The sequence below is a fragment of the Kitasatospora sp. NPDC043949 genome, assembly GCF_056435365.1.
In genome coordinates this window covers 14,935-39,961 of record NZ_JBWKEQ010000019.1, presented here as the reverse complement: position 1 = coordinate 39,961, position 25,027 = coordinate 14,935, and the positions used below count along the sequence as shown (strand labels likewise).

The following is a 25,027-nucleotide window of genomic DNA, read 5'->3' as shown; positions in this document are numbered from 1 at the left end:
GACCTCGAAGTGCACTCCACCACCTCCCGCAGAGGCCGTCGCACGATCGCCGCCGTCACCGGCACCGCCGTCCTGGCCCTGCTCGCCACCGCCTGCACCGGCAGCAGCGAGAGCAGCGGCAGCGACGACGCGGCCAGCGGCAAGGACGTCACCATCACCTTCTGGCACGGCTGGAGCCAGGACAACGAGGTGAAGGCGATCAACGACAACATCGCCGCCTTCGAGAAGGCCCACCCCAACATCCACGTCAAGGCCGTGGACAACATCGCGGACGACAAGGTCAACCAGGCCCTGCGGGCCGGCGGCGACGACGCGCCGGACGTGGTCTCCTCCTTCACCACCAACAACGTCGGCATGTTCTGTTCGACCAAGGCGTTCACCGACCTCAAGCCGCTGCTGCAGAAGAGCGGCATCGACCCGGTCAAGACCTTCCCGGCCGCGATGCTCAACTACACGCAGTTCCAGGGCAACCAGTGCTCGCTGCCGCTGCTCGGCGACGCCTACGGCCTCTACTACAACAAGAAGGCCTTCGCCGACGCGGGCATCGCCAACCCGCCGAAGACCTTCAGCGAGTTCGCCGAGGACGCCAAGAGGCTGACCCTCGCGGACGGCGACGGCTACAAGCAGCTCGGCTTCATGCCGCTGTACCACGGCTACGAGTCGACCACCGAGCACTTCCTGGGCCAGTACGGCCCGACCTACTTCGGCGCCGACGGCAAGTCGAACATCGCCACCGACCCGAAGGTCGCCGCGATGCTCAAGTGGCAGAAGGGCATGGTCGACCAGCTCGGCGGCTACACCAAGCTGGAGAAGTACCGCGCCACCTTCGGCGAGGAGTTCAGCGCCAAGAACCCCTTCCTCACCGGCCAGGTCGCGATGGCCATCGACGGCGAGTGGCGCACCGCCGCCCTCGCCGAGAACAAGCCCGACTTCGACTGGGCCACCGCCGCGTTCCCCGTCCCGGACGACCAGGCCGACACCTACGGCCGCGGCTACCAGACCGGCACCATCGTCGGCATCGCCAGCAGCAGCAAGAAGCAGGCCGCGGCCTGGGAGCTGGTCAAGTACCTGACCACCGACACCGACGCGGTGGTCAGCTTCGCCAACGCGATCCACAACGTGCCCAGCACCTTCGACGCGCTCAACTCGCCGAAGCTGACGAACGACCCGAACTTCAAGACCTTCATCGACGTCGCCAAGAACCAGCACTCGGGCACCACCCCGGCGGCCGTCAACGGCAGCGGCTACATCGCCTCCCTGCAGAACCTCGGCTACGACTACGAGTCCGGCAAGCAGCCCGATCTCGCGGCCGGCCTCGCGGCCACCGCCAAGGAGATCGACGCCGCCATCGCCCAGGCGAAGTAGCGGAAACGGTCCACGGAGCTCCCATGTCACTCGCGTTCGGCACCCGCAGGGGCACCGGATCGACCGACCCGGCGGCGCCCTCCACGCAGCACCTGCTGCGCCGGAAGCGCCGCCGGGAGGCGGCCCGCAACCTCGCCTTCCTCTCCCCCTGGCTGATCGGCTTCGGCGTCTTCTTCCTGTACCCGCTGATCTCCACCGTCTACTTCTCCTTCACCAAGTACAACGGCTTCGGCGCCCCCTCCTTCAGCGGCCTGAAGAACTGGGACTACGTCTTCAACGACCTCCCGGCGTTCTGGCAGGGCCTGCGCAACACCGTGTGGCTGGTCTTCATCATGGTGAGCCTGCGGGTCGCCTTCGGCCTCGGCATCGGCCTGCTCATCACCAAGGTCAAGACCGGCGTCGGCTTCTTCCGCACCGCGTTCTACCTGCCGTACCTGGCACCGCCGGTGGCCGCCACCGTCGCCTTCGCCTTCCTGCTCAACCCCGGCACGGGCCCGGTCAACCACTTCCTCGGTGAGATCGGCCTCCCGCAGCCCGGCTGGTTCGCCAGCGCCGACTGGTCCAAGCCCGCGCTCACCATGCTCGCCATGTGGGGCATCGGCGACCTGATGGTCATCTTCATGGCCTCGCTGCTCGACGTCCCCAAGGAGCAGTACGAGGCCGCCGAACTGGACGGCGCCGGACCCTTCCAGCGGTTCCGGTACGTCACGCTGCCGAACATCTCGCCGATCATCATGTTCGCCGTGGTCACCGGCGTCATCCAGACCATGCAGTACTACACCCAGGCGATCGTCGCCGGGAAGGTCGCCGGCGGCATCGCGGGCAACTCCGGCCAGCAGTTCGAGCCCGGCTTCCCGCAGGGCTCCACCTGGACCCTGCCGCAGATGGTCTACAACCTCGGCTTCCAGCGCTTCAACTACGGCGCGGCGTGCGTCGTCGCCCTGGTGCTGTTCGCCATCTCGATGGCCGTCACCTCGCTCCTGCTCCGCCGCAAGTCCGGCTTCATGGCGAGCGACGACTAGTCCGTGTGCTGCTGACCCAGCGGACCGATGAGGACCCGATCATGACTCTCAGCTCCACACCCACCAAGGCGCCCGCCCCGGCCGGCACCTCCCGCGCCTCCGGCCCGGCCGCCCGGGCGGCCCGCCGCCGCGCGATGCTCAACTGGGTGGCCGTGCACTCGCTGGCCATCGCCGCCGCCCTGTTCTTCCTGCTGCCGTTCGTCTTCGCCTTCCTCACCTCGGTGATGACCGACCAGCAGGCGCTCACCACCGACTACTGGCCCACCTCCTGGCAATGGGGCAACTACGGCAAGGTCTGGGACACCCCCGGCTTCCTCACCTGGTGGCGCAACACCCTGCTCTACGCGGGCCTCGGCACCGTGCTGACCATCGTCTCCAGCCTGCCGGTCGCCTACGCGCTCGCCAAGTTCCGCTTCCGGGGCCGCAACCTGGCGCTGATGGCCGTCATCGCCATGATGATGCTCCCGCCGCAGGTCACCGTCATCCCGATGTACCTGTTCTGGGCCAAGCAGCTCGGCCTCGGCGGCTCGCTCTGGCCGCTCATCATCCCGATGGCCTTCGGCGACGCGTTCTCGATCTTCCTGCTGCGCCAGTTCCTGCTGACCATCCCCAAGGAGTACATCGAGGCCGCCCGGATCGACGGCTGCGGCGACCTGCGCACCCTGCTGAAGGTCGTGCTGCCGATGGCCAAGCCGGCCATCGCCGCCGTCGCCCTGTTCCAGTTCTTCTACTGCTGGAACGACTACTTCGGCCCGCAGATCTACGCCAGCAACAACCACGAGGCCTGGACGCTCTCGTACGGCCTGGAATCGTTCAAGGGCGCCCACCACACCAACTGGAACCTCACCATGGCCGCCACCCTCCTCGTGATGGCACCGGTGATCATCCTCTTCTTCTTCGCACAGAAGGCCTTCATCGAAGGCGTGACACTGACAGGGGTCAAGGGCTGATGTCCGCACTCAAGTTGGCAATCGTCGGCGGCGGTTCGACGTACACCCCGGAGCTGATCGACGGCTTCGCCCGGCTCCGCGACACCCTGCCGATCGGTGAGCTGGTGCTCATCGACCCGGCCGCCGACCGGCTGGAGCTGATCGGCGGGCTCGCCCGGCGGATCTTCGCCAAGCAGGGGCACGGTGCCGTCGTCACCACCACCGTCGACGTCGAGGCCGGTGTCGCCGACGCCGACGCCGTGCTGCTGCAACTGCGCGTCGGCGGGCAGGCCGCCCGCAACCGGGACGAGACCTGGCCGCTGGAGTGCGGCTGCGTCGGCCAGGAGACCACCGGCGCCGGCGGCCTCGCCAAGGCACTGCGCACCGTCCCGGTCGTCCTCGACATCGCCGAGAAGGTCCGGCGCGCCAACCCGGACGCCTGGATCGTCGACTTCACCAACCCCGTCGGCATCGTCACCCGCGCGCTGCGCAACGCCGGCCACAAGGCCGTCGGCCTGTGCAACGTCGCCATCGGCTTCCAGCGCAAGTTCGCGACCCACCTCGGTGTCGACCCGGAGCTGGTCCGGCTCGACCACGTCGGCCTCAACCACCTCACCTGGGAGCGCGGCGTCACCCTGCTCGACGCCCCGGGATCGGCGACGGGCCGGGAGGTGCTGCCGGAGCTGCTCGCCGCGCACGGCAAGGCCATCGCCGAGGACCTGCACCTGCCGCAGCCCGTCATCGAGCGGCTCGGCGTCGTGCCGTCCTACTACCTGCGCTACTTCTACCAGCACGACGCCGTCGTCGAGGAACTCAGGGTGCAGGGCTCGCGGGCCGCCCAGGTCGCCGAGATCGAGCGGCAGCTGCTGGAGATGTACGCCGACCCGGCCCTCGACACCAAGCCGGAACTCCTCGGCCAGCGCGGCGGCGCGTTCTACTCCGAGGCGGCGGTCCAGCTGATCGCCGCGCTGCTCGGCACCGGCGGCGGGACGTCCGTGCAGGTCGTCAACGCGCCGAACAACGGCGTGCTGCCGTTCCTGCCCGACGACGCCGTCATCGAGGTCCCGGCCGAGGTCGACGCGAACGGCGTCCGGCCGCTCCCCCAGCGGGCCGTCGAGCCGCTGTACGCCGGCCTCATCGCCGCCGTCACCGCGTACGAGCACCTCGCCCTCGACGCCGCCCTGCACGGCGGCCGTGACCGGGTCTTCGACGCCCTGCTCGCCCACCCGCTGGTCGGCCAGCTCGAACTCGCCGACCAGCTCACCGATCGGCTGCTCGCCCACAACCGCGAGCACCTCGCCTGGGCCTGACGGCCCGGGGCCCGGCTTCGCACCCGGGCCCCGTCCGGAAAGCAGCCCGGCCCGCGATATGAGGGTGTCGCGGGCCGGGCACTGCGAGGAGACCGATCACCCCCGGCCGGGGACAACGCCACGGCCGGGCCACGTACGAGCCGCGGGGACCTGATGACCCACCAGCCCGAACCGATCCTGCCCGGCGTCCTCGCCATCGACGCCGGCAACTCCAAGACCGACGTCGCCCTGATCGGCGCCGACGGCACCGTCCACGGCACCGCCCGCGGCGGCGGCTTCGCACCCCAGAAGATCGGCGGCGCCGCCGCCGTCGCCGGCCTCGCCCCGCTCGTCGAGCAGGCCGCCGCCGCGGCCGGCCACCCCGCCTGGAGCGGCGTCCTCACCAGCCACGTCAGCGCCTGCCTGGCCAACGCCGACCTGCCCGTCGAGGAGGAGGCCCTGCGCGCCGCGCTGGAATCCCACCCCTGGGGCGCCAGCAACACCGTCGTCAACGACACCTTCGGCCTGCTGCGGGCCGGCACCGACGGCCCGCGCGGCGTCGCCGTCGTCTGCGGCGCCGGCATCAACTGCGTGGGCCTGCTGCCCGACGGCCGCACCGCCCGCTTCCCCGCCCTCGGCGAGCTCACCGGCGACTGGGGCGGCGGCGGGGGCCTGGCCGTCACCAGCATGTGGCACGCCGTCCGCCACGAGGACGGCCGCGGCGGCCCCACCGGGCTCTCCCGCGCCATCGCCGAGCACTTCGGCCTGCCCAGCGCCGGCGCCGTCGCCGAAGCCGTCCACCTCGGGCACCTGCCGACCAGCCGGCTGCACGAGATCGTCCGGGTGCTGTTCGCCGTCGCGGAGCAGGGCGACGAGGTCGCCCTGGGGCTGATCGACCGCCAGGCCGACGAGATCGTCCGGCTCGCCGTCGTCGCCCTGCGGCGGCTGGAACTGCTCGAAACGCGGACCCCGCTGGTGCTCGGCGGCGGCGTGATCTCCTCCCGGCAGCCGCTGCTGCTCGACAACCTGACCGCCCGTCTGGCCGAGGCCGCGCCGCTCGCCGAACCGCGGGTCGTCGTCGCGCCGCCCGTCCTGGGCGCGGCGCTGCTCGGACTCGACCACCTCGGGGCGGGCCCCGAGGCCCAGGCCCGGCTGCGCGAGGCGTACGAGGCGCAACGGCCCGTCGCCGCCTGACCGTTACGCCGCCCCTCAAGACTCCCGCCGCCGCCGGATCCGCACATCCGGCGGCGGCGGGAACCACAGCCCGTGCACCAGTCGTGTACCTGCGTGACGAGTTCCGCCGCTGTCCGGGGAGACTAGTGCCATGGCCGTGCCCCGAACCCTCCTCGCCGCGCTGCTCTGCTGCACCGCCGCAGCCGCCCTCGCCGCCTGCACTCCCGCCGACTCCGCGCCCACCGTCGCCGCCGCCTCCGCCGCGGCCGCCGCCGACGGGGCGTACGACGACGAGGACGACCTGCTGGACGACGACCTCGCCGACCCCGAGCCCAGCATGGACACCTCCCCCGTCCCCACCGCCGACTGCGCCACCCCGACCCCGACCGAACGCCCCGGACACACCGTCCTCGTGGTCCTCGCCACCGAGGACGGCGACGTCACCGCCCAGCCCGCCCGCTACTCCTGCGACGAGGCCCGCTACGAGGGGACGGGGACGCCGGCCCGCTACGGCTTCGCGACCGCCGGGGTCGAGGCCACGCTCGTCGACCGCCCGAACGGCGACCCGACCAGAACCGTCCGGCTGGAGGACGTGCTCGGGCACCTGGAGGACTGCCTGGCCGAGCACGAACCCGACGACGCGCCGTACGGGTGCTACGGCAACGTGTACGACGTGGTGCTGGACTCGCACGGGCGGATCATGCGGATCGGGGAGCTGGTCGAACCGTGATCCCGCCGTGGACCGGCTGGGCTCGGGACCGGGTCAGGATCGGCTCGGGACCGGCTCGGAACTGACTCAAGATCGGCTCAGGACCGGCTCGGGACCGGCTCGGGACCGGCTCGGGACCGGCTCGGGACCGGTTCAGGACCGGTTCAGGACCGGTTCAGGACCGGTTCAGGACCGGTTCAGGACCGGTTCAGGACGGGGCGACGAGGCCGAACTCGTAAGCCTGGATGACCAGGTGGACCCGGTCCCGGGCGTCCAGCTTGGTGAACAGCCGGGCCACGTGCGCCTTGGCGGTGGCCACGCTGATGGTCAGCTCCTCGGCGATCTCGCCGTTGGACAGCCCGCGGCCGACCAGCGTCAGCACCTCGCGCTCACGGTCGGTGATCCCGTCGACCGTCGCCCGGCCGGACCGGGCGGCGGCGGGCTGCGGGCGGGCGGCGAACTCGCCGATCAACCGGCGGGTGATGCTCGGCGCGATCAGGGCGTCCCCGGCGGCGACCACCCGGACGCCGTCGAGGATGGTCTCCAGGGCGAGGTCCTTGACCAGGAAGCCGGCCGCCCCGGCCCGCAGCGCGCCGTACACGTAGTCGTCGTCGTCGAAGGTGGTGAGGACGAGGACGTGGGTGGGCAGGCCGGGGTCGGCGGTGATCCGGCGGGTGGCCTCGATGCCGTCCATGCCGGGCATCCGGATGTCCATCACGGCGACGTCGGGGCGCAGCCGGCCGACCAGTTCCACCGCCTCGGCGCCGTTGCCGGCCTCGCCGACGACCTCCAGGTCCGGGGTGTCGGCGATGAGCACGCGCAGACCGGTGCGGATGAGCGGCTGGTCGTCGACCAGGACGACACGGATCACGGGGAGACCTCCACGGGGAGCGGCAGTCGGGCGGCGACCTGGAAGCCGCCCGCGGGGCGCGGGCCGGCGCTGAACTCGCCGTGCAGCAGGCCGACCCGCTCGCGCATGCCGGCGATGCCGTAACCGGAGCCGGCGGACGGCCCGGCAACTCCGGCGCCGAGGTCGACGACGGTGACGGCGACCTCCTCGGGGCCGTAGTCGACGGTGACCCGGCAGTCCCGGGTGCCGGAGTGCCTGACCACGTTGGTGACCGCCTCCTGCACAATGCGGTAGGCGGCGAGGTCCACCTCGGGCGGCAGCGGGCGGGGCTCGCCGAGGCGGGTGAGCGCGACCCGCACGCCCGCGCCGGCCGTCTGCTCGACCAGCCGGTCCAGCTCGCCCAGCCCCGGGGCGACCTCCATCGGCGCGGACTCCGGTTCGCCCTGGCGCAGCGCGCCGAGCATCCGGCGCAGCCCGGCCAGGGTCTCCCGGCTGGTCGCCTCGATGGCGTTCAGCGCGTTGCGGGTCTCGGCGGGCTGGGTGTCCATGACCCGGCTGCCCATCCCGGCCTGGATCGCGATGATGCCGATGCTGTGGGCGACCATGTCGTGCAACTCGCGGGCGATCCGCAGCCGTTCGGCGGTGATCGCCTGCTCGGTGGCGCGGCTGCGCAGGGCCTCGGCGTGCACGCGGTTCTGCCGGACGGTGTTGCCGACCAGCCAGGCGATCGCGGCGGTCGAGGCGAACGCGGCCTGGGCGACGAAGTCGGTGTGGTAGTCGTTCGCCACCCGCCAGACCGCCAGGACGGCCACCATGGCGACCGGCATCGCGGCGGCGCACAGCGACACGGCCCGGGAGCGGGTGGCCGTGCAGTAGCCGATCGCCACCTCGGCGAGCAGCAGTTGCACCACGGCCGTCTCCTGGATCCGCATGCCGATCGTGAAGACGCACGCCGCCAGCGGGATCGCCACCGCCAGCAGCGGCAGCCGGACCAGCAGCGACGCCATCAGGACCGTGACCACCGCGGTGACCAGCAACGGCATGTCCTCGAAGTTGCCGTTGTAGCGGAACAGGTGGGCCAGCTCGTCGCTCCGCTGGAAGCCTCGGAACGTGATGACGGCCACCCAGAACGCCGCCACCCAGACGCCCGGCGGCAGGCGCCTGAGCAGGGGCGGACGAGGGTTGGTGATCATCGCCCGATGGTAGCGGCGGCCCGTGCGGCGGCACATCGGCCCGAGGGCGTAATCCCCCGGGCCAGTGCGGCGGCCGGCGTTGTGGCCCGCGGCCCGATGCCCAGCCGGGGCCTCGGACGGCACCGTTGTCCCCGTGATCGAGATCGAGCGACTGACCAAGCGGTACGGCGCCACCACGGCCGTCGACCAGTTGACCTTCACCGTCCGGCCGGGCACCGTCACCGGCTTCCTCGGCCCCAACGGCGCCGGCAAGTCCACCACGCTGCGGATGATCCTGGGGCTGCACACCCCGACCGAGGGGTCCGTCACCGTGGACGGCGCGCCCTTCGCGGACCGGCCGCGCGGACTGCGCCACGTCGGCGCCCTGCTGGACGCCCAGGACGTGCACGGCGGGCGCAGCGCCCGGGCCCACCTGTCGGCGCTCGCCCGCGGCAACCGCATCCCGCTCCGGCGGGTGGACGAGGTGCTCGCCGAGGTAGGCCTCGGCAAGGCCGCCGGGCGCCGGATCGGCGGCTACTCGCTGGGCATGAAGCAGCGGCTCGGCATCGCCGGCGCGCTGCTCGGCGACCCGCCGGTGCTGCTGTTCGACGAGCCGCTCAACGGCCTCGACCCGGAGGGCGTGCTGTGGGTGCGCGGCCTGTTCCGCCGCCTCGCCGAGGAGGGGCGGACGGTCTTCGTCTCCAGCCACATGATGGCCGAGATGGAGCACACCGCCGACCGGCTGGTGGTGATCGGCCGGGGCCGGCTGATCGCGGACGAGAGCCTGGCGGAGTTCTCCGCCCGCAACGCCGTCACCAGCGTGGCCGTCCGGACGCCCGAACTGCCTTCGCTCGCCAAGGTGTTGCGGACCGAAGGGGCGGCCGTACGGCAGGCGCAGGAGCCGGACGGCGCGGTGGTGACCGGGCTGCCCGCGGCCCGGATCGGCGAACTCGCCCTGCGGCACGGCCTGGTGCTGCACGAGCTCGCCACCCGCACCTCGTCCCTGGAGTCGGCGTTCATGTCCCTGACCGCCGACAGCGTCGAATACCCGGCAGGAGATGCCCGATGAGTACCGCCACCCTCGCCCCCGCCCGCCCCCGCACCCGCCCGGCCGAACCGCGGCCCCGGTTCGGCGACCTGCTCGCCGCCGAGTGGATCAAACTGCGCTCGCTGCGGTCCACGTACTGGGTGCTGGCGCTCGCCTCGCTGGCCGCGATCGTGGTCAACCTGAACGCCGTCCACACCGACCTCACCTACATCGACCACCCCCGCCCGCCGGTGCCCGGCTTCCCGCCGTACCGGTACGACCCGCTCTTCCACGGCCTCAGCAGCATCTCCGGCGCCCTGATGGCCGTCGCGGCCGGCAGCCTCGGCGCGATCACCGTGTTCGGCGAGTACACCACCGGCATGATCCGCACCACCTTCGCCGCGGTGCCCGACCGGCGGGGCGTGGCCGTGGCCAAGGTGGTGCTGGTCGCCGGCCTCACCTCGCTCGCCGGGGCGGTGGTGTCCGCGGTGTCCTTCTTCGGCAGCAACGCCATGCTGGCCTCCCGGCACGTCGGGCTCTCCATCACCGACGAGGGTTGCCTGCGGGCCGTCCTCGGCTACGCGGCGATCGTGCCCGTCTGCGCGCTGATCGGGATGGCCCTCGGCGCCCTGCTGCGGCACGCCACCGCTTCGATCGTCTCGCTGGTCATGCTGCTGTTCATCGTGCCGATGCTGTTCGGCGGCGACCGCTACCGCTGGCTGAAGGAGATCGGCAACCACCTGCCGCTCGCCGCCGAGGGGAGGCTGACGATCAACCCCAACTCCTCGACGACGATGGGCAAGTACGCGCCGAGCGTGCTCGACTCCTGGATCACCCTGGGCGCCTGGGCGGCCGTCGCGCTGGCGGCGACGGTGGTCCTGATGCGGCGGCGGGACGTCTGAGCCGGACGGAAGCCGGGTGTCAGACGGCCGAGGCCGCCGCGGCGGCCGCCTTGGCGCGGAAGGCGCCGAGGGTGGCGGCGGGGACGCCGCAGGCCGGGAGGAAGGCCTCGGCGCCGCCGTGGCGGGTGCGGACGCGGTCGAGGAAGACGGCCATGGCCTCCGCCGGGGCGTCGAGGAGCGGGGCGGGGATGGTGAGTTCGCGGCCCTCGGAGTCGGTGACCCGGGCGCCGCGGGCGTTGAGCGCGGTGCGGTGGCGCTCGGAGAGGCCGGCGAAGATCTGCGGCAGGGCGTCGGCGGTGCGGGCGTAGTCGGCGACGATCCGCTCGGCGGGCACGCCGAGGAGGTCCAGCAGCAGGGCGGTCAGCAGGCCGGTGCGGTCCTTGCCGGCGGCGCAGTGCAGGAGGACGGCGCCCGGGCGGGCGGCGGCCTCGACGGCGGCGGTGACGGCCTCGGGCGCGGACTCGGCCAGCAGCACGTAGTAGTCGCCGAGGTCGGCGGCGGTGGCCATGGTGCGCATCCGGGCGGCGAGGCCGTCGCCGGTGGGGTTCACCGGGGCGGCGACGACGGCTATTCCGGCGGCCTCGGCGGCGGCCCAGTCGGCGGGGTCGGTCTCACGGGTGTCGCGCAGGTCGACGATGGTGCGGATGTCGCAGGCGCGCAGCTGGGCGACGGTGGCCTCGTCGGCGGCCGGGAACGGCTGGGCGGAGCGGTACAGCACGCCGGGGCGGATCCGCCGGCCCTCGGGGTCGCCGAGGACGGCGGAGTCGCGGAAGTTGACCAGGGACATGCGCGGGGCCTTTCGGTGGGGCCGTGGGGAGGGGCCGGACATCCAGACGTGCATCAAGACATCTAGATGTCTAGTCCCTCCCCGGGGTGCGGGGCAAACCACGGTCGCCCGCACCCCTCCATCCCACCCCCGCCGACCGGTCCCGTCGACCGGAGGGAGGGGACGGGGCGGGCGGGCGGCGGGCCCGGCCGTGGGCGGGCTGCGCCCCTGCCTTGAGCAGGCTGCGGGCGGCGGCGGGCTCGGGGTTCGTAGGATCGGGCATGTGGCGACGAACCCTCCCAACACCCCGCTCTACCGACGGCTGGCCCGGCGGCTCCAGGAACGGATCGACGCCGGCGCGTACCCGGCGGGCGCCCGGCTGCCGAGCGAGCCCGAGCTGAGCGCCGAGTTCGGGGTGAACCGGCTGACCGTCCGGCAGGCGGTGGCGGAGCTGGAGCGGGCCGCCGTGGTGGAGATCCGGCGGGGCGTGGGCACGTTCGTCCGCCCGCCGGCCGTCCGCGTCTCGATCGCGGTGGACCCGCGCAGCCAGCGCTTCGACCTGGGCAGCGTGCACGCCGCGCTCCCCGACACCGGCGACGGCGAGTTCGTGCTGGGCACCCCGCCGGTGGCCGGGTCGGCGGAGGACGAGGAGGCGGCCCGGCAACTGGGCCGGGCGCCGACCGAGCTGTCCCGGGTGGACACGGTGATCCGGCTCGGCGGGCGGGCCCGGGCCGCGTGCAGCTACTGGGTGCCGTTCGGCCCGCTGCCGGACGCCCTGGTGCGGCCCGGCCGGCCCGGGAACCTGGTGCTGGACCTGGCCCGCGCGGCCGGGGTGGAGCTGGAGTACGACTGGCGGGCGTTCGGCGCGATCGGCGCGGATCTGGCCGACGCCGAGCTGCTGGGCGTCCCGCCGGGCACCCCGCTGCTGGTCCGCGAGGGGGTCAGCTGCACCCCGGACGGCGCCCCGGCGCTGTACGTCCGGCGGCGGATCGACGGCAGCAGCGCGCGCTTCGTCCTGAACTTCCGCGAGCCCCGGCCGGAGCCGCCTGCCGACCCTGCGGCCTACCTGCCGCCCGGACCTCCGCCCGGCCCGCGATAGCGCCAGGTCAGCCGCCCACCCCGCACCGTTCGGCGTCGTATCGATCCTGCTAAAGTTCCGCGCCGGATCATCACGCGTCACGGGGGGCGGAGTACCGCGGTGTCCGAGGGGACCGAGCACGACATACCCACCGAACTCGCCGAGGTCTACCTCGGGCTGCTCGCCGACGCCTCCCGCACCGGGAGGCTGCTGCGCCGGGACGAACTGGAGTGCCTGCGCACGCTGGGCGAGCACTGCGCCGAGGCCGGGTACGGGCTGCGCGACGTCGTCGCGCACTGCCTGGCGGCCACCCGGCGGGCCTGGCAGGTGCTGCCGGGCATCACGGCGGCGGGCGGCGTCGGGGAACTGCGCCGGATCGGCGACGCCGTGCTCGCGGCGACCGAGGCCGCACTGGCGGCGCTCGGCGAGGGACACGAGCGCGCGCAGCGCATGGCCGTGCGCCAACAGGAGTCCGCGCGGCGCGAGTTCATCGACGACCTGCTGTACGGCCGCAGCGACCTGGGCCTGCTGGCGGAGCGCGCCGAGCGGTTCGGGCTGCGGCTGGCGGGCGCGTACGCGGTGGCGGTGGCCGTCGGCGACACGCCGTACGCGGACGTCCACCCGCTGGTGCACCGGGTGGAACGGGAGCTGGTCGGGCGGTTCGGCGAGCGGGACGTCCTGCTCGCCGGCAAGGACGGCCGGCTGGTGTGCATCGCCCCGGACACCGAACGCGCCCTCCTGGAGGCCTTCGCCGACCTGGCGCTGCGTCCCGGCCCCGGCTACCGCCCGGTGCTGCGGGTGGCCACCGGGCGCCGGCACTCGGGGGCCAGCGGGGTGCTGCGCAGCTACGAGGAGGCGCTGGGCGCGCTGGACTACGCGGACCGGCTGGACCTGCCGGCGCGGCAGCTGAAGGCCGAGGAACTGCTGGTCTTCCCCGTGCTGATGCGCGACCGGGCGGCGATGGCCGACCTGGTGCGCAGCGTGCTGGGCCCGCTGACCGAGGCGCGCGGCGGCGCCCGCCCCCTGCTGGACACCATCGCGGTGCAGGCGGAGGCCGCGTACGTGAACGCGGAGGCGGCCCGGCGGCTGGGGCTGAGCGTCCGCACGCTCGGCTACCGGCTGGAGCGGATCAAGGCGCTGACCGGCTACGACCCGTCGGACGCCCTGCAGCGGTTCACCCTGGAGACGGCGGCGATGGGGGCCCGGTTGCTGAACTGGCCGGAGCAGCCGCTGTAGGCGGCGGCCAAACGCCCCCGGGCGGTGCGTTCCAGGGTGTCAAAGGGCCGTAAAGATTGCCGGATCCTGGCAATGTGCGAACGACCCCTCCGCTGTCACGATCTCCATGGCGCCGAGGTGCGGTGCCGTGGGAACAGCGGGGGAGCGTGGCCGGGATGGGGGGATTCGTCGCGGCCGCGCTGGCTTTTCCGACGGCGCTGTTCAGCTTCGCGCTGGTGGTGGTGGTCGGGTACTGGCTGCTGATGCTGGTCGGCGGCCTGGGGTTCGACGCCCTGCACGGGGGACACGGCGTCGGGCATGCCGGTCACGTCGGCCATGCCGGTCACGCGGGCGACCTGGGCCACGGTGCCGGGGGGCACGCGACCCACGGGGGGCACGGGGGACACGGGGCCCAGGACGGGCACGGCGCCGACGGCGGGGGCGCCCACCACCACGGAGGCGTGCTGGGCGCGCTGGGGCTGGGCGGGGTGCCCGTGACGGTGGCGGTGTCGCTGCTGGTCGCGCTCGCCTGGTTCGTCAGCCTGGCCGGCACCGTCCTCACCTCGGGGGCACCGGCGCGCGGCGGCGTGTTCGCCGTCGCGCTGGTCGCCTCCTGGGCGGGCACCCGGCTGCTGGTCCGGCCGCTGTCCCGGCTGTTCCCCGAGGACCGTCCGGCGACCCGGGGGGACTTCGTCGGCCGCGTCTGCGTGATCCGCACCGGCCGGGTGACGGCCGACTTCGGGCAGGCGGAGGTCACCGCCGAGGACGGCTCCACCGCGACCGTCCAGGTCCGCACGCTCACCGAGGAGCCCGGGCTGGCGGCCGGCCGCACCGCCCTGATCTTCGACTACGACGCCGACGGCGAGCACTTCCTGGTGGCGCCGTTCGACCCGGCGCTACCGGGCGGCTGACTCCCCCGGGCGTCCCCTTACCCCCTTTCACCCCCTTTGTCTCGATCGTTCCGCTTTCGTCCGCTCGACTTCGCACCATCTCGTCATCTCGTCAAAGGACTCCGTGATGGACACCATCGCCGTGGGTTTCGGCATTCTCGTCGCCGTCGTACTGCTCATCGTGCTCGCCATGCTGCTGTTCGTGGGCCGCTTGTTCCAGAAGGTCGAGCAGGGCAAGGCGCTGATCGTCTCCCGCACCAAGAAGGTGGACGTCACCTTCACCGGCGCGATCGTCCTCCCGGTGCTGCACAAGGCCGAGTTGATGGACATCTCGGTGAAGACGGTGGAGATCCACCGCGCCGGCCGGGACGGGCTGATCTGCCGGGACAACATCCGGGCGGACATCCGGATCTCCTTCTTCGTGCGGGTGAACAAGACCGTCGAGGACGTCATCAAGGTCGCGCAGGCCATCGGCACCGCCCGCGCCAGCGACCCGTCCGCGATCCAGGAGTTCTTCGCGGCCAAGTTCGCCGAGGCGCTGAAGACCGTCGGCAAGCAGCTCGACTTCACCGACCTCTACACGCACCGGCACGAGTTCCGGGACCAGATCATCGCGGTCATCGGCACCGACCTCAACGGCTACACCCTTGAGGACGCGGCCATCGACCACCTCGAACAGACCCCGATGAACCAGCTGGACTCCGACAACATCCTCGACGCCCAGGGCATCCGCAAGATCACCGAGCTGACGGCGATCGAGCACGTGCGCACCAACGAGTACCAGCGCACCGAGGAGAAGGAGATCACCCGGCAGAACGTGGACGCCCGGGAGGCCGTCCTCGAACTCCAGCGCCGCCAGGCCGACGCCGAGATCCGCCAGCGCCGCGAGATCGAGACCCTGCGGGCCACGGAGGACGCGGTGATCGCCCGGGTCCAGGAGGAGGAGCGGCTGAACGCCCAGACCGCCTTCCTCCGGACCGAGGAACTGCTCGGCGTGCAGCGCGAGAACCAGGCCCGCGAGGTCGCGGTGGCGCAGAAGAACCGCGAGCGCGTGATCGCGGTGGAGAACGAGCGGATCGAGAAGGACCGCCTGCTGGAGGTCATCGGCCGCGACCGGGAGACCGAACTCGCCACCATGGCCAAGCAGAAGGAGGTCGAGTCCCGCCGGCGGGAGGTCGCCGACGTGGTCCGCGAGCGGGTGGCGGTGGAGCGGACCGTCGCCGAGCAGGAGGAGGCCGTCAAGACGCTGCGCGCCACCGAGGACGCCGAGCGCACCCGCCGCGCGGTGATCATCCAGGCCGAGGCGCAGGCGCAGGAGAAGCTCGTCAAGGACATCAAGGCCGCCGAGGCCGCGGAGCAGGCCGCCTCGCACAAGGCCCGCGAGTCGCTGGTGCTGGCCGAGGCCCGCCAGCAGGCCGCCGAACTGGACGCCACCGCCAAGATCCGGATGGCCGAGGGCATCCGGGCGGAGGCCGCCGCCGAGGGGCTGGCCCAGGTGCAGGTGCGCGAGCAGGAGGCCGCGGCGGTGGAGAAGGTCGGCCGCGCCGAGGCCGCCGTCCAGGCCGAGAAGGCGAAGGCCGCCGCGCTGGAGATCGGCGCCAAGCTGAAGGCCGAGGCCGAGGGCCTCACCGAGAAGGCCGCGGCGATGGCGAAGCTGGACGAGGCCTCGCGCGGGCACGAGGAGTACCGGCTGCGGCTGGCCGCCGAGAAGGACGTCCGGCTGGCCGGGCTGGACACCCAGCGGCAGATCGCCGAGGCGCAGTCCGCGCTGGTCGCGGCCGGGCTGGAGAAGGCGAAGATCGACATCGTCGGCGGGGACGGGGTGTTCTTCGACCGCCTGGTGCAGTCGGTGACGGCCGCCAAGAGCGTCGACGCCTTCGTCGGGCACTCGCAGACCGCCCAGGCCCTGGCCGGGCCCTGGCTCGACGGCAGCGCCAGCTTCACCGAGGACCTCACCCGGGTGCTGTCCTCGGTGTCCACCGCGGACGTGCAGAACCTGACGGTGTCCGCGCTGCTGATGCGGATGATCGGCGCCGGAGGCGGCGAGCAGGCCGGGCAGTTGCGGCAACTGCTCACCTCAGCCCAGAAGTTGGGGATCGCCGAGACGTCGATCGGGGCGCTGGCGTCGGTCAACGGCTCCAAGTGAGCGCCGAGTCGCCTGAATACCCGATCTCCTGAGCAGTTGAGAAACCGAGTAGTTGAGGAACTGACGTGGTGGACGCCCTCGACGCCCGGCTCGACGCCGGCACCTATGAGGTCCTGCGCGGCCGACTCGCCCGGTCCGCCGCCGAACTCGCCGACCGCGCGCAGGCGTTGAACGCCCGCCGGGTCGAGGAGTTCGGCGGCGGGGAGCTGCGGCTGGTCGGCACCGGCCGGCTCACCACCGGCCGGGCCTGCCTCCCGCAGGACCTCACCGCCGCCGGTGGGCTGCTGCTGCTCGGCACCCGCCCGGGCAGCGCGCCCGACACCGCCGTCTCCGCTTCCACCGTCTCCGCCACCATCTCCGCCTCCGGCTCCGTTTCCGCCTCCGTTTCCGCCGGCGCCCCGTCCGAGGGATCCCCGGGCGCCGGGCCGCTCGGCGAGGTCCTGAGCGTCCACCACCCCGACCTCACCCCCGCCCCCACCGAGGGCACGCTGCTGGACGACCCGCGCCTGCGCCAGGACCTCGCCGACCTGCACCGCTACTTCCGCGACGCCCGGCTGGAACGGCTGCGCCCCGTCGGCGGCCGCCTGCTCGCCGTCTTCCGCACCGGCCCCGCCGCCGCCGACGTCCGGGTGCTGCGCTGGCGCCCCGTCGACGACCTCGCCGACGACGGGCACCCCGCCTACCAGGACGGGCGCGGCGAACGCGACCACACCGCCGCCGACGGCCAGCAGCTCGCCTGGACCGCCCTCACCCGGGACGACCAGCTGCCCGCCGCCCCCGGTAGCCCACCGCGCGCCGACCTCGGCGGCGAACTCCGGCTCGGCATCGACGGCGGCCGGCTGACCGTCACCGCCCCCGACGGCCGCGAGCTGCACCACGAACCCCTCGCCGAGGCCCTGCAGACCCTCGCCGACGCCCAGATCGCCCACGCCCGGCTCGGCACCCTGCTGCTGGTGCGCGTGCGCCCGTACCAGGAGGAGACCGTCCGGCACCTGGTCTGCCACCTGCCCACCGGCCGGGTCACCCGGATCGACGCACTCGGCCAGGCCTGCCTGCGGCTGCCCGCCGACCAGGGCGTGGCCTTCCCCGGCGGCTGCCACCTCGCCGACGGCACCGTGCGCAGCTACGACCAGCCGGTGGACGGCCTGGCCTACGAGCGCACCCTCGTCTCGCCCAACGGCGAGGACGTGCTGTACGAGTTCCGCTCCCCCGCCGACGGCCGCGCCCTGCTCCAGCCGTACAACAGCGTCCGCCAGGAGGCCGCCGCCCCGCTGCCCTGCCAGGGCTACGCGCTGCTCGCCGACGGCACCCTGATCGCCCTCCGCCCGGCCGAGGACGGGCCCACCCGGCTGCACCCCGTCCAGCTGTGGCAGACCCCGTTCACCAGCGAGCGCCACGCGGCCGCGCAGCCGCCCGGCACCGGCCCGCTCGCCCGGATCGGCAACGCCGACCTCGTCCGCGGCCTCGCCGACTGCCTCTCCCTGGCCCGGCTCGCCGCCGCCGGCGCCGACACCCCGGCCGGCCACCAGGCCGTCCTCGCCGCCTGCACCCGCACCGCCGACCGGCACCACTGGCTGGGCCAGCCCGGCCTCGGCGACCTCGCCGCCCCGCTCGCCGAGATCCGCGACACCGCCCGGCAGGTCATCGCCGAGTACGAGGCCGTCGCCGAACTCACCGCGCACGCCGCCCGGCAGACCGAACAGGCCACCGAGCACGTCGAAGGCCTGCTGCGCACCGCCCGCGGCGAGACCCTCGCCGACGCCGCCGAATGGGTCGACCGGCTCGCCGGGCTGCGCCGCGCCCAGGGCCGGATCGAGGCGCTGCGCGACCTGCCGCGCGCCGACCCCGCCCGGATCGACGCGCTCGCCGCCCACCTCGCCGAGGGCCTGACCGAGGCCGCCGCCCGCGCCGTCGGACACCTCGCCGAACCCGAGGCCTTCGCCCCGCACCGCCGGCGCGCAGGCGAACTCGCCGACCGCTGCGCCGCCCTCGCCACCGCCGCCGAAGCCGAGCCGCTGGGTCTCCAGATCTCCGAGCAGAGTGAGGCGTTGCAGACCGTCTCGGAGCTCGTCGGCACCCTCGACCTGGCCGACGCCACCACCCGCACCGCCATCCTCGACCGGCTCGCCGACGTCCTCGGGCTGCTCAACCGCGCCCGCGCCGCCCTCACCGTCCGCCGCCGCGACCTGCGCACCCGCGAGGCCGCCGCCGAGTTCGCCGCCGAAACCGCCCTGCTCGCCCAGGCCACCACCGCCGCGCTCGCCGCCGCCGACACCCCCGAGGCCTGCGACGACCAGCTCGGCCGACTCCTGCTGCGGATCGAACAGTTGGAGACCCGCTTCGCCGACGCCGACCCGGCGCTGGGCGAACAACTCGCCGACCGGCGCACCGGAATCCACGACGCCCTCACCGCCCGCCGCCAGCACCTGCTGGAGGAACGGGCCCGCCGCGCCGACCGGATCGCCGCCTCCGCCGCACGCATCCTCGACACCCTGCACCGGCGGCTCACCGCCCTCGACACCGCGGCCGAGATCGACGCCGCCCTCGCCGCCGACCCGACCGCCGTCAAACTCCGCGACCTCGCCGCCCAGTTGACCTCACTCGGCGACCGGGTCCGGGCCGAGGAGCTGACCGGACGGCTGCGCGCCGCCCGCAGCCGCGCCCACCGGGCCCGGCGCGACCGCGCCGAACTCGCCGGCGACGGCCCCGGCACCCTGCGGCTGGGCCGCCACCTGTTCGCCGCCACCACCCAGCGACCCGAACTCACCCTCGTCCCCTGGCACGGCCGCCCCGCCTTCACCCTCACCGGCACCGACTACCGCTCCCCCGTCACCGACCCGGCGTTCGCCGCCACCGAGCGCTACTGGGGCCGACCGCTGCCCTCCGAGACCCCCGCGCTCTACCGGTCCGAATACCTCGCCGCCAGCCTGCTGCTGGCCGCCGAACCGGACGGGCTGGACGCCCTGCGCGACACCCTGCGCACCGAGGACGACCTGCTGGAGTTCGTCCGCCGCGCCGCCGAACAGCGCCCGGACGAGGGCTACCAGCGCGGCGTCCACGACCACGACGCGGCGCTACTGCTCCGCGCCCTGCTCGAACTCCATGCCGAGGCAGGCCTGTTGCGCCACCCGGCGGCCGCCCGGGCGGCCGCGCAGCTGTACTGGGCGCACGGCGCCGACGAGCGGCAGCGACTGGTCTGGCACACCCGGGCCCGCTCGCTCGCCCTCGCTCTCACCCTCGCCCGACAGGCCTTCGTCGCCGCACCGAAGCCGACCGCACCGGACCCGACCGCGCCGGACCCGACAGCATCGGACCCGACAGCATCGGACCCGACCGCGCCGGACCCCACCGCGCCGGACCCGGCCGCACCCGCGGCCCTGGCCGCGCTTTCCGTCCTGTCCGACGAACTGAGCTCCGCCGTCACGGAGTTCACCTCGTGCCCGCAGCCCGCCGGCCCGTACCTGGTGGCCGAACTCGCCGCCGCCACACCCACGTTCGCGTACGCGCCGGGGGCCGCCGCGCTGCTCGACAAGTTCCACGCCGCACCCGAATCCGTCGGCCTCACCGAAGCGCTGGCCGCACTGCCCGCCGAACCCGCCCTGCTGCCCGCCCGGCGTCAACTCGCCCAGGCCTGGCTGGAGTCGAGCGCCGTCGACGCCAACCCCGGAGACCTCGCCGAGGCCGCCGCCGCGCTCCTCTGCCCGTCCCTGCCACGCCGACCCGCCGAAGGCGCCGCCACCACCCGCCTCACCGGACTGCTCGGCGACCACCCCCGGCTCCCGGGCGGCGCACTCGACCTTCGCCTCGACGAACTCCTGACCCGCGTCGCCGAGTTCGCCGCCACCGAGGCCCCCGGACACCGCGCCTACCAGCGGCTGCGCGCCGACCTGCTGGCCGCCGAGCACACCCGGCTACGACTCGACCAGTACCGGCCGGCCCCGCTCAACGGCTTCGTCCGCAACCAGCTCATCGACCAGGTCTACCTGCCGCTGGTCGGCGACAACCTCGCCAAACAGCTCGGCACCGCCGACGCCGGCGGACCGGTCGACCGCAGCGGCCTGCTGCTCCTGGTCTCCCCGCCCGGCTACGGCAAGACCACCCTCGTCGAGTACCTGGCCGAACGGCTCGGCCTGCTGCTGGTCACCGTCAGCGGCCCCGCGCTCGGCCACCGGGTCACCTCCCTCGACCCCGCCGAGGCCCCCGACGCCACCTCCCGCCGCGAGATCGAGAAGCTCAACTTCGCCCTGCACGCGGGCGACAACGTGCTGCTCTACCTCGACGACGTCCAGCACACCTCGCCCGAGCTCCTCCAGCGCTTCATCCCGCTCTGCGACGCCCAGCGCCGGATCGACGGGGTGTGGGACGGCGAGGCCCGCGAGTGGGACCTGCGCGGCAAGCGCTTCGCCGTCGTCATGGCCGCCAACCCGTACACCGAGTCCGGCCGCCTCTTCCGACTGCCCGACATGCTCGCCAACCGCGCCGACGTCTGGAACCTCGGCGACGTCATCGCCGGGCGCGAGGACCTCTTCGCGCTCAGCTTCGTCGAGAACACGCTGCCCGCCAACCCGCACCTGGCCCCGCTCGCCACCGCCGACCGCGCCGACCTGGACACCCTGCTGGCCCGCGCCACTGGCACCCCGGGCGGCACCCTCGCGGGCGCCTGGCCCGCCGCCGAGGCCGAACGGATGACCGCCGTCCTCGCCGGACTGCTCCACCTGCGCGGCACCGTCCTCGCCGTCAACCGGGCCTACCTGGCCTCCGCCGCCCAGGACGACCGCACCCGCACCGAACCCCCGTTCCTCCTCCAGGGCTCCTACCGCAACATGGCCAAACTCGCCCAGCGCCTCGACCCGGCCCTCACCCGCCCCGAACTCGACGCCCTCCTCACCGACCACTACCGCGCCGAAGCCCAGCCCCTCGGCGCCGACGCCGAAGCACAACTGCTGAAGCTGGCCGAACTCCGAGGCGGCCTCACCCCCGCCCAGGCCACCCGCTGGGAGGAGCTCAAGCGCACGTGGCGGGGGTGACGCGCCCGGCGGCCGACCCGGATCCACCGGAGTCGGCCGCCAACGAGGACCGGCCGGCTACGAGGACCGGCCGGCTACGCCCGGCCGAGGACGTCGTCCACGAGCTCCAGCCACAGGTCGAGTTCAGGCGCCGCGAGCTTGAAGATGTGCTTCGAGCCGCGCAGCCGCTCGTAGGAGGCGACCAGTTGGTGGGCGACCCGCTCGGTCTCGGCCGGTAGGACACCGTGGATCAGGTCGGTCCAGCGCGGCGCGTTCCTGCCGCCGTCGTAGAGCTTCTCCAGCGGAAGGGCCCGGCAGGCCGTCCAGGTCACCAGTTCGGGCGCGTACTCCAGCAGCTTGTAGCAGCCCGTGTTGTGGCGCCTTCGGATCCGGGCGATGGCCTTCTGCGTCTCGCGCCTGGCCTCCACCGCGACCTGGACGCTGGTCGCCCGCAGGTTCTCGTGCACGATGCTCCGGTAGGAGGCACCGGTGATGTCCGACCAGAGCGCGTCCAGGCCTTCAGGGGTGTGGAGTTGATGGCTCAGATAAGGGCGCGGCGCAGCCGAGAGCGCCGCGAGCGAACGGAACACGTCCGCGGGCGTGAATCCCACCGGGTGCGGCCCGGCCACGATGCCTCGCCGGGGGTCGAAGTAGCTCCCTTCCGCCTGGAACTCGGCCTGCACCGCAAGCAGGTGCGGACAGCGGGCGAGATTGTCCTGCGGCACGGCGGAGTTGACGTAGCGGTCGGTCTGGTCGCAGAACTCGCGGACCCGGTGGCGGCCGTCGCCGGTCACGACGATGACCGACAGGACGGCCTTGGCCAGGTCTGCGGGCGGCAGTTCGCGGGAGATGTGGGCGATCGTGACGAGTCGCTGGAACCCGTCGAAGCACTGCACCCCCGCCAACCCGAGCCGCCCCGTCCCGGCCACCCGGTCCGGTTCCCAGTGCAGGCTCTGCGCACCGAGGATGACGGGACCGACCAGCCCGAACTCCTCCGGCCGTTCGCGTAGCAGGGCCGCGAGGGCCTGGTTCCCCGGACTGTCCGCCAAGTAGCCGCGTCGGCTTCCGAGCACGACGGCCGCATCGGGCATGGCGGCCAGGCCCGCCAGCTCGGTCGCGCTGATCTGGGTGAACCACCGGTTGCCGAACGTCGCGGCATGAAGCGCCCTGAGGATGTGGCGGTCGGGAACCCAGCCGGTCTCTGCCGCCAACGAGAGTCCTCGCCAAGCACCGAACGGTGCGGCATTGTTGTCCATGGCCGGTTCAACGTCGTAGCGGCGACCAGGTTGCGGCGCAGGGCGCCCCCGTGCGGGAGAGTTTCGATCAAGCCGAACTGCGCCGGTTCGGCGTCCCGGCGGGCGAGGTGACTCAACCTCCGTTCCACGATGCACGCCGTCGGCGGGGGTCATTTTGCTCCCGGGAAAATATGTAGACCGGTCTACATTTGGCTGCTCGATGGAACCCGCGCACAGGAAGTCGGCCTGTCCGACTTCCTGTGCGCAACCCGTTCAGATTAAGTAGACCGACCGTCATATTCTTCCGCTCCGCCCTCACGCCCCGCCGACTGTCCGCCTACCGCCGACGGGCAGCCGCCAGCAGGGCGGGGACGGTGGCGAGCTTGACGCGGGGGCGGCCCTCGGCCTCGCCCCGGGCGCGCTCCGCCCGCTCCACAGCACGCAGTCCCTTGAGCCCGACGGCGTCCGGGCGACGGTGGCGGATGAGGCGGTCGAAGTCCGTACGGCTCGCCGCCGGGGCGGCCAGCGCGTGGGCCGCCGCGTCGTCCAGGAGCGCGTCCACGGTCTCGCGGGCGCACGCCCGGTTGGCGCCGATCCCGCCGGACGGCCCGCGCTTGGCCCATCCCACCACGTACGTACCGGGCAGCGGCCGCCCCGTCGCCGGGTCCACGACTCGCCCACCCCGGTGCGCGACCGTCGCCGTCCGCTCGTCGAAGGGCAGCCCGGGCACCGGTACGCCCCGGTGCCCTATGGAACGCACCACCAGGCCGGCCAGCAGCGTGTCCGTCTCCCCGGTCGGCTCGGCTGCCCGGCCACCCACGAGGGTGGTCCGGGCGACGGTCAGGCCCGTCACCCGCCCGCCCCCGGTGGACGCGCCGGGCCCGCCGGGTTCACCGGGTTCACCGGGTTCACCGGGCGGGGTGAACGCGGTGAGCGCGGTCGGCGCGGACAGGAAGCGCAGCACGATCCGCCGGCCCGGCGCCGGCCCGGCACCCCCGTCGAACGGCACCAGCGGCAGCCCGGCGAGCAGTGCAGCCCTCGCGTCCGACGCGGTCGGCCCAGCGGCCGTTCCGGCGGTCGGCGCAGCGGTGGTCCCGTCGGCCGTCCCGTCGTCCGGCGCGGCGATCGTCCTGGTGGCCGCCTCGATCGCCGCCCGCACCTCCGGGTGGTCCTCGACCACCACCTCGACGCCCGGCAGTTGCCGCAGCGCCAGGAACTCCGCCTTGGTCCAGGCCGCTTGGGCGGGCCCGCGCCGGGCGAGCAGCACGACTTCCCGCACCCGGCTGCGGCGCAGTGCGGCGAGGGCGTGGTCGGCGATGTCGGTGGTGGCGAGCCGGTCGGGGTCGGTGAGCAGGATGCGCGCGATGTCGACGGCGACGTTGCCGTTGCCGATGACGACCACCCGTTCGGCGCCGGGCCCGGACAGCTCCACCGCGTCGGCGGGCACGGTCGGTTGGGCGTTGTACCAGCCGACGAAGGTGGTCGCGGGAAGGCTGCCCGGAAGGTCCTCGCCGGGGATGCCGAGCCGCCGGTCGGCGGCCGCGCCGACGGCGTACACGACGGCGTGGTGGTGGGCGGCGAGTTCCTCGTGGGTGAGGTCGGTACCGATGTCCACGTTGAGGTGCATCCGCAGCCTGGGGTCGTGGAAGACGCCGGCGAAGCTGTCCGCGATGCGCTTGGTGGACTGGTGGTCGGGCGCGACCCCGTGCCGCAGCAGGCCGCCGGTGACGGGCAGCCGGTCGATCATGGTGATCTCGGCGCCGGTGCTGCGCAGCAGTTCCTGCGCGGTGTACCCGGCGGACGGGCCGGTGCCGACGATGGCGACGCGCAGCGTGCCGATCCCGTCGGGCAGGCTGCGCGGGAAGGTGGGCGCGCGCCAGGCGTGGTCGTTGGGGTGGTCGCGGTACCAGTCACGGTTGAGGTCGCCGAACACGGTGTCGGGCCCGCGCAGCCGGTCGACGGGGAACACCGCGTCCACGGGGCAGGCATCGGCGCAGGCGCCGCAGTCGATGCAGGCGGCCGGGTCGATGTACAGCATGTCGGTGGTGCCGAACTCCGGTTCGTCCGGGGTCGGGTGGATGCAGTTGACCGGGCAGACGGACACGCACGAGGCGTCGTTGCAGCAGGTCCGGGTGATCGCGTAGGCCATGGCCGGGGTGGGGTCCCTCGCTACAGGTGGTGAAGTGCGGGAGTCGGAGCCTTTGTTGACGTGTCGCGTTTGACGTGTCGCTTTGACGTGTCCGCCTTTGACGT

The 25,027-nt window shown here is 73.5% G+C and carries 18 protein-coding genes; 13 read left to right on the top strand and 5 right to left on the bottom strand.

Going from position 1 to position 25,027, the window contains the following annotated elements; all coding sequences use genetic code 11:
* Nucleotides 1-9 precede the first annotated feature (9 nt).
* From AC07AL_RS17785 to AC07AL_RS17760, 6 genes are all read left to right on the top strand, one after another.
* On the top strand, nucleotides 10-1,365 hold the full coding sequence (locus tag AC07AL_RS17785) for an ABC transporter substrate-binding protein (RefSeq protein ID WP_363580358.1): 1,356 nt from the start codon (nucleotides 10-12) through the stop codon (nucleotides 1,363-1,365).
* 23 nt (nucleotides 1,366-1,388) lie between these two features.
* Entirely contained in the window at nucleotides 1,389-2,387 is a 999-nt protein-coding gene (locus AC07AL_RS17780; RefSeq protein WP_363580356.1) for a carbohydrate ABC transporter permease, read from the top strand.
* Nucleotides 2,388-2,428: 41 nt separating this feature from the next.
* On the top strand, nucleotides 2,429-3,337 hold the full coding sequence (locus AC07AL_RS17775) for a carbohydrate ABC transporter permease (protein ID WP_478317778.1): 909 nt from the start codon (nucleotides 2,429-2,431) through the stop codon (nucleotides 3,335-3,337).
* Nucleotides 3,337-4,626, top strand: coding sequence for a 6-phospho-beta-glucosidase (locus AC07AL_RS17770; RefSeq protein ID WP_363580352.1), 1,290 nt, complete (start codon nucleotides 3,337-3,339; stop codon nucleotides 4,624-4,626). The genes AC07AL_RS17775 and AC07AL_RS17770 overlap by 1 nt, the downstream gene beginning before the upstream one ends.
* Nucleotides 4,627-4,779: 153 nt before the next feature.
* Entirely contained in the window at nucleotides 4,780-5,799 is a 1,020-nt protein-coding gene (locus AC07AL_RS17765) for an N-acetylglucosamine kinase (RefSeq protein WP_363580350.1), read from the top strand.
* A gap of 130 nt (nucleotides 5,800-5,929) precedes the next feature.
* Nucleotides 5,930-6,508 (top strand): hypothetical protein, encoded by a 579-nt coding sequence (locus AC07AL_RS17760; RefSeq protein ID WP_478317777.1) that lies wholly within the window; start codon nucleotides 5,930-5,932, stop codon nucleotides 6,506-6,508.
* Nucleotides 6,509-6,695: 187 nt separating this feature from the next.
* Here the strand turns inward: AC07AL_RS17760 and AC07AL_RS17755 are convergent, their stop codons facing one another.
* The gene (locus tag AC07AL_RS17755; RefSeq protein ID WP_063349448.1) at nucleotides 6,696-7,358 is read right to left on the bottom strand and encodes a response regulator; all 663 of its coding nucleotides are present in this window, start codon (nucleotides 7,356-7,358) and stop codon (nucleotides 6,696-6,698) included.
* Nucleotides 7,355-8,530 (bottom strand): sensor histidine kinase, encoded by a 1,176-nt coding sequence (locus tag AC07AL_RS17750; RefSeq protein WP_363627970.1) that lies wholly within the window; start codon nucleotides 8,528-8,530, stop codon nucleotides 7,355-7,357. The genes AC07AL_RS17755 and AC07AL_RS17750 overlap by 4 nt, the downstream gene beginning before the upstream one ends.
* A 133-nt stretch (nucleotides 8,531-8,663) precedes the next feature.
* Here AC07AL_RS17750 and AC07AL_RS17745 point away from each other — a divergent pair, with 133 nt between their 5' ends.
* Nucleotides 8,664-9,578: an ABC transporter ATP-binding protein gene (locus tag AC07AL_RS17745; RefSeq protein WP_478317776.1), complete on the top strand. Its 915-nt coding sequence runs from the start codon at nucleotides 8,664-8,666 to the stop codon at nucleotides 9,576-9,578.
* Nucleotides 9,575-10,438, top strand: a complete 864-nt coding sequence (locus AC07AL_RS17740) for an ABC transporter permease (RefSeq protein ID WP_363580340.1) — start codon at nucleotides 9,575-9,577, stop codon at nucleotides 10,436-10,438. Before AC07AL_RS17745 ends, AC07AL_RS17740 begins: the two co-directional genes overlap by 4 nt.
* Before the next feature lie 19 nt (nucleotides 10,439-10,457).
* Here the strand turns inward: AC07AL_RS17740 and AC07AL_RS17735 are convergent, their stop codons facing one another.
* Nucleotides 10,458-11,225, bottom strand: coding sequence for a tyrosine-protein phosphatase (locus AC07AL_RS17735; protein ID WP_363580338.1), 768 nt, complete (start codon nucleotides 11,223-11,225; stop codon nucleotides 10,458-10,460).
* Between the two features lie 262 nt (nucleotides 11,226-11,487).
* Between AC07AL_RS17735 and AC07AL_RS17730 the strand changes: the two genes are divergently transcribed.
* From AC07AL_RS17730 to AC07AL_RS17710, 5 genes are all read left to right on the top strand, one after another.
* Nucleotides 11,488-12,303 carry a GntR family transcriptional regulator gene (locus AC07AL_RS17730; RefSeq protein WP_478317775.1) on the top strand — a complete coding sequence of 272 codons (816 nt, stop codon included), beginning with the start codon at nucleotides 11,488-11,490 and terminating at the stop codon, nucleotides 12,301-12,303.
* A gap of 99 nt (nucleotides 12,304-12,402) precedes the next feature.
* Nucleotides 12,403-13,518, top strand: a complete 1,116-nt coding sequence (locus tag AC07AL_RS17725) for a PucR family transcriptional regulator (protein ID WP_400807389.1) — start codon at nucleotides 12,403-12,405, stop codon at nucleotides 13,516-13,518.
* 155 nt (nucleotides 13,519-13,673) lie between these two features.
* The gene (locus AC07AL_RS17720) at nucleotides 13,674-14,408 is read left to right on the top strand and encodes a hypothetical protein (RefSeq protein ID WP_363580332.1); all 735 of its coding nucleotides are present in this window, start codon (nucleotides 13,674-13,676) and stop codon (nucleotides 14,406-14,408) included.
* Between the two features lie 106 nt (nucleotides 14,409-14,514).
* Nucleotides 14,515-16,533 carry a flotillin family protein gene (locus AC07AL_RS17715; protein WP_478317774.1) on the top strand — a complete coding sequence of 673 codons (2,019 nt, stop codon included), beginning with the start codon at nucleotides 14,515-14,517 and terminating at the stop codon, nucleotides 16,531-16,533.
* Between the two features lie 65 nt (nucleotides 16,534-16,598).
* Nucleotides 16,599-21,560, top strand: a complete 4,962-nt coding sequence (locus AC07AL_RS17710) for a DNA repair ATPase (RefSeq protein ID WP_478317773.1) — start codon at nucleotides 16,599-16,601, stop codon at nucleotides 21,558-21,560.
* Nucleotides 21,561-21,634: 74 nt separating this feature from the next.
* On the opposite strand, the gene AC07AL_RS17705 is transcribed toward AC07AL_RS17710, so the two are convergent.
* Both AC07AL_RS17705 and AC07AL_RS17700 read right to left on the bottom strand, forming a co-directional pair.
* Complete coding sequence (locus tag AC07AL_RS17705) at nucleotides 21,635-22,750, bottom strand: hypothetical protein (protein WP_400807385.1); 1,116 nt, start codon at nucleotides 22,748-22,750, stop codon at nucleotides 21,635-21,637.
* A gap of 361 nt (nucleotides 22,751-23,111) precedes the next feature.
* A complete protein-coding gene (locus tag AC07AL_RS17700; protein WP_478317772.1) occupies nucleotides 23,112-24,923 on the bottom strand; it encodes an FAD-dependent oxidoreductase in 1,812 nt (603 codons plus the stop codon).
* Nucleotides 24,924-25,027 lie beyond the last annotated feature (104 nt).

What these genes read in the sequence shown, in the direction of transcription:
- AC07AL_RS17715 (WP_478317774.1), top strand. Translation starts at nt 14,515, where the DNA reads ATGGACACCATCGCCGTGGGTTTCGGCATTCTCGTCGCCGTCGTACTG.
- AC07AL_RS17775 (WP_478317778.1), top strand. Translation starts at nt 2,429, where the DNA reads ATGACTCTCAGCTCCACACCCACCAAGGCGCCCGCCCCGGCCGGCACC.
- AC07AL_RS17765 (WP_363580350.1), top strand. Translation starts at nt 4,780, where the DNA reads ATGACCCACCAGCCCGAACCGATCCTGCCCGGCGTCCTCGCCATCGAC.
- AC07AL_RS17770 (WP_363580352.1), top strand. Translation starts at nt 3,337, where the DNA reads ATGTCCGCACTCAAGTTGGCAATCGTCGGCGGCGGTTCGACGTACACC.
- AC07AL_RS17780 (WP_363580356.1), top strand. Translation starts at nt 1,389, where the DNA reads ATGTCACTCGCGTTCGGCACCCGCAGGGGCACCGGATCGACCGACCCG.
- AC07AL_RS17735 (WP_363580338.1), bottom strand. Translation starts at nt 11,225, where the DNA reads ATGTCCCTGGTCAACTTCCGCGACTCCGCCGTCCTCGGCGACCCCGAG.
- AC07AL_RS17760 (WP_478317777.1), top strand. Translation starts at nt 5,930, where the DNA reads ATGGCCGTGCCCCGAACCCTCCTCGCCGCGCTGCTCTGCTGCACCGCC.
- AC07AL_RS17720 (WP_363580332.1), top strand. Translation starts at nt 13,674, where the DNA reads ATGGGGGGATTCGTCGCGGCCGCGCTGGCTTTTCCGACGGCGCTGTTC.
- AC07AL_RS17750 (WP_363627970.1), bottom strand. Translation starts at nt 8,530, where the DNA reads ATGATCACCAACCCTCGTCCGCCCCTGCTCAGGCGCCTGCCGCCGGGC.
- AC07AL_RS17740 (WP_363580340.1), top strand. Translation starts at nt 9,575, where the DNA reads ATGAGTACCGCCACCCTCGCCCCCGCCCGCCCCCGCACCCGCCCGGCC.
- AC07AL_RS17700 (WP_478317772.1), bottom strand. Translation starts at nt 24,923, where the DNA reads ATGGCCTACGCGATCACCCGGACCTGCTGCAACGACGCCTCGTGCGTG.